This is a genomic window from Prevotella sp. AM42-24 (assembly GCF_003461825.1).
Lineage (GTDB): Bacteria > Bacteroidota > Bacteroidia > Bacteroidales > Bacteroidaceae > Prevotella > Prevotella hominis.
In genome coordinates this window covers 1-5,343 of the sequence record NZ_QTXV01000043.1, presented here as the reverse complement: position 1 = coordinate 5,343, position 5,343 = coordinate 1, and the positions used below count along the sequence as shown (strand labels likewise).

General features: G+C 46.3%; 3 protein-coding genes and 3 tRNA genes. All 6 read left to right on the top strand.

Translation table 11 applies throughout. From position 1 onward, the window contains the following. Positions 1 to 23 precede the first annotated feature (23 nt). The 6 genes from DW917_RS11955 to asnS all read left to right on the top strand — a co-directional run bounded on the left by DW917_RS11955 (position 24) and on the right by asnS (position 4,815). Positions 24 to 98: transfer RNA gene (locus DW917_RS11955), tRNA-Val, on the top strand. A 26-nt stretch (positions 99 to 124) separates the two neighbouring features. Beyond that, a tRNA-Val gene (locus DW917_RS11950) sits at positions 125 to 199 on the top strand. A 52-nt stretch (positions 200 to 251) separates the two neighbouring features. After that, positions 252 to 329: transfer RNA gene (locus DW917_RS11945), tRNA-Val, on the top strand. Between the two features lie 126 nt (positions 330 to 455). Next, complete coding sequence (gene purB, locus DW917_RS11940; RefSeq protein ID WP_118119009.1) at positions 456 to 1,802, top strand: adenylosuccinate lyase; 1,347 nt, start codon at positions 456 to 458, stop codon at positions 1,800 to 1,802. Between the two features lie 103 nt (positions 1,803 to 1,905). Further along, on the top strand, positions 1,906 to 3,372 hold the full coding sequence (locus DW917_RS11935; RefSeq protein WP_118119051.1) for a pseudouridine synthase: 1,467 nt from the start codon (positions 1,906 to 1,908) through the stop codon (positions 3,370 to 3,372). Between the two features lie 15 nt (positions 3,373 to 3,387). Continuing rightward, on the top strand, positions 3,388 to 4,815 hold the full coding sequence (asnS, locus tag DW917_RS11930) for an asparagine--tRNA ligase (RefSeq protein ID WP_118119007.1): 1,428 nt from the start codon (positions 3,388 to 3,390) through the stop codon (positions 4,813 to 4,815). Positions 4,816 to 5,343: the final 528 nt, after the last annotated feature.

Here is a 5,343-nt window from a genome sequence, read left to right as displayed (position 1 = left end):
TTGCACCCGCTTACGAAACGTAAGGGCGTTTAGCTCAGCTGGTTTAGAGCATCTGCCTTACAAGCAGAGGGTCGGCGGTTCGAATCCGTCAACGCCCACTCAAAAATAACTTTACGTAACGTAAGGGCGCTTAGCTCAGCTGGTTTAGAGCATCTGCCTTACAAGCAGAGGGTCGGCGGTTCGAATCCGTCAGCGCCCACTATAGGGGTGGTTCCCTGTGGTTCATTTGAGTTGCAGGGAATATTTTTTTAGGGCGTTTAGCTCAGCTGGTTTAGAGCATCTGCCTTACAAGCAGAGGGTCGGCGGTTCGAATCCGTCAACGCCCACCAGGAAGGTTTCACAATATTTGTGGAACCTTTTTTGTTTTTTAAGCTAATTTATCATTATTTCTTCTGTCTTCTCAGATTATTTTTCTACCTTTGCAGCCTAATTAGATATATTAATACGTATTAGTTATGAATTTAGATTTGTTGACAGCCATATCACCTATTGATGGCCGTTATAGGGGAAAGACAGAAGCGCTTGCTAATTATTATTCAGAGTTTGCGCTGATTCGTTATCGTGTAAGAGTTGAAATAGAGTATTTCATTACTTTGTGCGAATTGCCATTGCCGCAATTAGCATCCTTTGATCATGCTCTTTTCGAGCGTTTACGTGACATCTACCGTAATTTGGATGAGAACGAAGCACAGCGTGTGAAGGATATTGAGAAAATAACCAATCACGATGTGAAGGCTGTCGAGTATTTTATCAAAGAAGAATTTGATAAGATCGGTGGCTTGGATGCTTATAAGGAGTTTATCCATTTCGGTCTTACATCTCAAGATATCAACAATACCAGTGTTCCTCTCTCTGTCAAGGAGTCTCTGGAACAGGTGTACTATCCTCAGGTAGAGGAACTCATTGCTCAGTTGCAGACCTATGCTGATGAGTGGAAGGATGTTCCAATGTTGGCAAAGACTCACGGACAGCCAGCTTCTCCTACTCGTTTGGGTAAGGAAATCATGGTGTATGTCTATCGTCTCACAGAACAGCTCAATTCTTTGAAAGCCTGCAAGATCACTGCCAAGTTTGGTGGCGCTACTGGCAATTACAATGCCCACCACGTAGCTTATCCTGAGTTCGACTGGAAGGCATTCGGCAACAAGTTTGTCAGCGAAAAGTTGGGCTTGGAGCGTGAACAATATACTACTCAGATTAGCAATTACGACTATCTGGGCGCCATCTTTGATGCCATTCGTCGTATCAACACCATCATCATCGATTTGGATCGTGACTTCTGGATGTATATCTCTATGGAGTACTTCAAGCAGAAGATTAAGGCAGGCGAGGTAGGTTCCAGTGCGATGCCTCATAAGGTAAACCCTATCGACTTCGAGAACAGTGAGGGTAACTTGGGTATTGCCAATGCCATCCTTCAGTTTTTGGCGCAGAAGTTGCCAGTAAGCCGTTTGCAGCGCGACCTGACCGACAGTACCGTTCTTCGCAACATCGGTGTACCTATGGGGCATGGTGTGATTGCCATTCAGAGCACCTTGAAAGGCTTGCGCAAGTTGATCTTGCACGAAGAGAAGTTGCAGGAAGATTTGAACAATACATGGGCAGTAGTAGCTGAGGCTATACAGACCATCTTGCGTCGTGAGGCATATCCACATCCATACGAAGCACTGAAGGCTTTGACACGTACCAATAAGCACATGACAGAGGAAACCATTCATGAATTTATCCAAGGCTTGAACGTTAGTGATAGCGTGAAGGCAGAATTGATGGCGATTACCCCAAGTAACTATACTGGTATCTAAGGAATAGATGTGGCGTAAACTCTTTAAAGAAATAATTAATTATAATATTAACAAATAAGATTTACTAACCCAGCCGTGAGGCTATTATTAAGAATTAATGACTATGGATTCAGAAATCGAAAACAAAGCTCAAGGTCAATCTACTGAGAGTGAGGGAACCCGTGAGGGAGGTTATAACCCAGCAGGTGGTTATCAGAGAAATTATCACAGTAACGGACGCCCACAGCGTCCACGTATTAACTCGCAGCGTGCTTATAGCAGCGACAGAGGCAGCAGTAATAGCGAGGGTGGTTTCCGCCCAGAAGGCTTCGGCGCTGGCTTGCAGAGCTCAAATGGTGAACATTCTCAGCAGCGTGGTGGCTATCAGTCACGTGGCGGCTATGGTCGTCCACAGGGTGGTGGCTATAATAACAATCGTGCCGGTGGTTATCAGCCACGTCAGCAGTCAGGTGGTTATCGTCCACGCTACAACAATAATAATAACGATGCTGAAGGCGGTTACCAGCCACGTCAGCAGGGCGGTTATCAGGCTCGTCAGCAGGGTGGTTATCAGCCACGTCAGCAGGGCGGTTACCAGCCACGTCAGCAGGGCGGTTATCAGAATCGTCAGCAGGGCGGTGGTTACAACAACAACCGTGGTGGCGGCTACAACAACAACCGTGGTGGTGGCTACAACAACAACCGTGGCGGTGGTTACAACAACAACCGTGGCGGCGGCTACAACAACAACCGTGGTGGCTACAACAACAATCGTGGCGGTGGCTATCGTCAGCACACTCCTGGCTATGATCCAAATGCTAAGTATAGCTTGAAGAAGCGTATTGAGTACAAGGAGGAGAACTTCGATCCAACAGAGCCATTGCGTTTGAACAAGTTCCTTGCCAATGCAGGTGTATGCTCTCGCCGTGAGGCTGATGAGTTCATCCAGGCAGGAGTTGTTACAGTCAATGGTGAGGTTGTAACAGAGTTGGGTACCAAGATTCTCCGCACCGATGAGGTGAAGTTCCATGACGCACCAGTATCATTGGAGAAGAAGGTATATGTATTGCTCAACAAGCCAAAGGATTACGTGACAACCAGCGATGATCCTCAGCAGCGCAAGACCGTGATGGATCTTGTCAAGGACGTATGCCCAGAGCGTATCTATCCAGTAGGCCGTCTCGACCGCAACACCACAGGTGTCCTCCTTCTCACCAACGATGGTGATTTGGCAAGTAAGTTGACACATCCTAAGTTCCTGAAGAAGAAGGTTTATCATGTACATCTCGACAAGAACATCACTGCTCACGACTTGCAGCAGATTCGTGATGGTATCACTTTGGATGACGGCGAGATCAAGGCAGACGCAGTAGATTATGCAGACGAGCGCGACAAGGCACAGGTGGGCATCGAAATCCACAGTGGCAAGAATCGTATCGTTCGCCGTATCTTCGAGAGCCTCGGTTATCGTGTTACCAAGCTCGACCGTGTACAGTTTGCAGGTTTGACCAAGAAGAACCTTCGTCGCGGTGACTGGCGCTTCCTCACAGAGAAAGAGGTTGACATGCTCCGCATGGGTGCTTTTGAATAAGAAATAATAAAAACAATGGAAAAAGTAAAAAGAACTAAAGTCGTAGATTTGCTCAAGAGCACAGCCTACGATTCAATCGTGAATGTAAAGGGATGGGTGCGTACCCATCGTAGTAGCAAAGCAGTCGATTTTATCGCTCTTAACGATGGTTCTACTATTAATAATATTCAGATAGTAGTCGACCCATCCAAGGTCGATGAGAATCAGCTCCGTCAGATCACTACAGGTGCTTGCATCAGCGTAGTAGGTACTTTGGTAGAGAGCCAGGGTGCCGGTCAGAGCGTAGAGATCCAGTGCGAAAGCATAGAGATTTACGGACTCTGCGGCGGTGATTATCCAATGCAGAAGAAGGGTCAGAGTTTCGAGTATATGCGTCAGTATGCTCATCTCCGTCTCCGTACCAATACCTTTGGTGCAGTGATGCGTATCCGTCACAACATGGCAATGGCTATCCACACCTATTTCCATGAGCATGGATATTTCTATTTCAACACACCGCTTATCACAGCCAGCGACTGCGAGGGAGCCGGTCAGATGTTCCAGGTAACCACCAAGAACCTCTACAATCTGAAGAAGACAGAGGATGGCAAGATAGACTATTCAGATGATTTCTTCGGCAAGCAGACTTCCCTCACCGTGTCAGGTCAGTTGGAAGGCGAGTTGGGAGCCACAGCCTTGGGCGCTATCTACACATTCGGTCCAACCTTCCGTGCAGAGAACAGTAACACCCCTCGCCACCTGGCAGAGTTCTGGATGGTAGAGCCAGAGGTAGCTTTCTTGGATATGGACGGTTTGATGGAGTTGGAGGAAGATTTCATCAAGTATTGTATCCGTTGGGCGTTGGAACATTGCAAGGACGATTTGGCATTCCTGAACAAGATGATCGACAAGGGTCTGATAGCCCGTTTGGAAGGCGTCTTGAATTCCGACTTCGTACATCTCCCATATACCGAGGGAATCCGCATCCTGCAGGAGGCAATCGCCAATGGCAAGAAGTTTGAGTTCCCATGCGAGTGGGGTGATGACTTGGCATCCGAGCACGAGCGCTTCCTGGTAGAGGAGCACTTCAAGCGTCCAGTCATCATGACCAACTATCCAAAGGCTATCAAGGCATTCTATATGAAGATAGACGAGGAGGAGAGCGGTTTCGGAGGCAAGAGCGGTCAGACCGTTCAGGGCACCGATGTCCTGTTCCCACAGATTGGTGAGATCATTGGCGGTTCAGTTCGTGAGGAAAGCTATGACAAGTTGATGGGTGAGATTGAGGCACGCAACATACCAATGAAGGATATGAATTGGTATCTCGATACCCGCAAGTACGGCTCATGCCCACACGCAGGTTTCGGACTCGGTTTCGAGCGTCTGATACTCTTCGTAACCGGTATGCAGAACATCCGTGATGTGATTCCATTCCCACGTACACCAAAGAACGCAGAGTTCTAAAAAGAATACGATAAAAAGATAGAGAGGGTGTGTCATGAGTCCATGGCGCACCCTTTTTGTATTACATTCTAAGGATTAGCGTTAATGTTGTTAAAAAAAGAGCGAAAATGATGTAGTTTCAATAAAAATGAGTATATTTGCATATTTGAAAGTGGTTAATAGACTTTCTTGTGAAAGAAGGTTACTTAGGCAACTGAAGTTTTTTATAATCTTCAGTGAATTAGTTTCGTAAATTAGTTTTAAAGAAAATTGTAGTTTAAAACCCCCAACTGTGAAGCTGGAGGTTTTTGTTTTTATAAGGGGCATTATAGCCATTTGATTCGTAATGCCTTCAATGATTTTGACCAGAAATGCCTTTGACCAAATGACCACTGTTCTAAAAGTGATTATTCCGTTCATGCCATAAAACAATGCAAGACCCCAGCTATCACAGCTGAGGGCTTACTTTCATGAATAACATACAAAATTTAGTGAAACGGAACTTTGGTTACGATTTGCTTGAACGCAATATCTTTCCTTTATCCCACA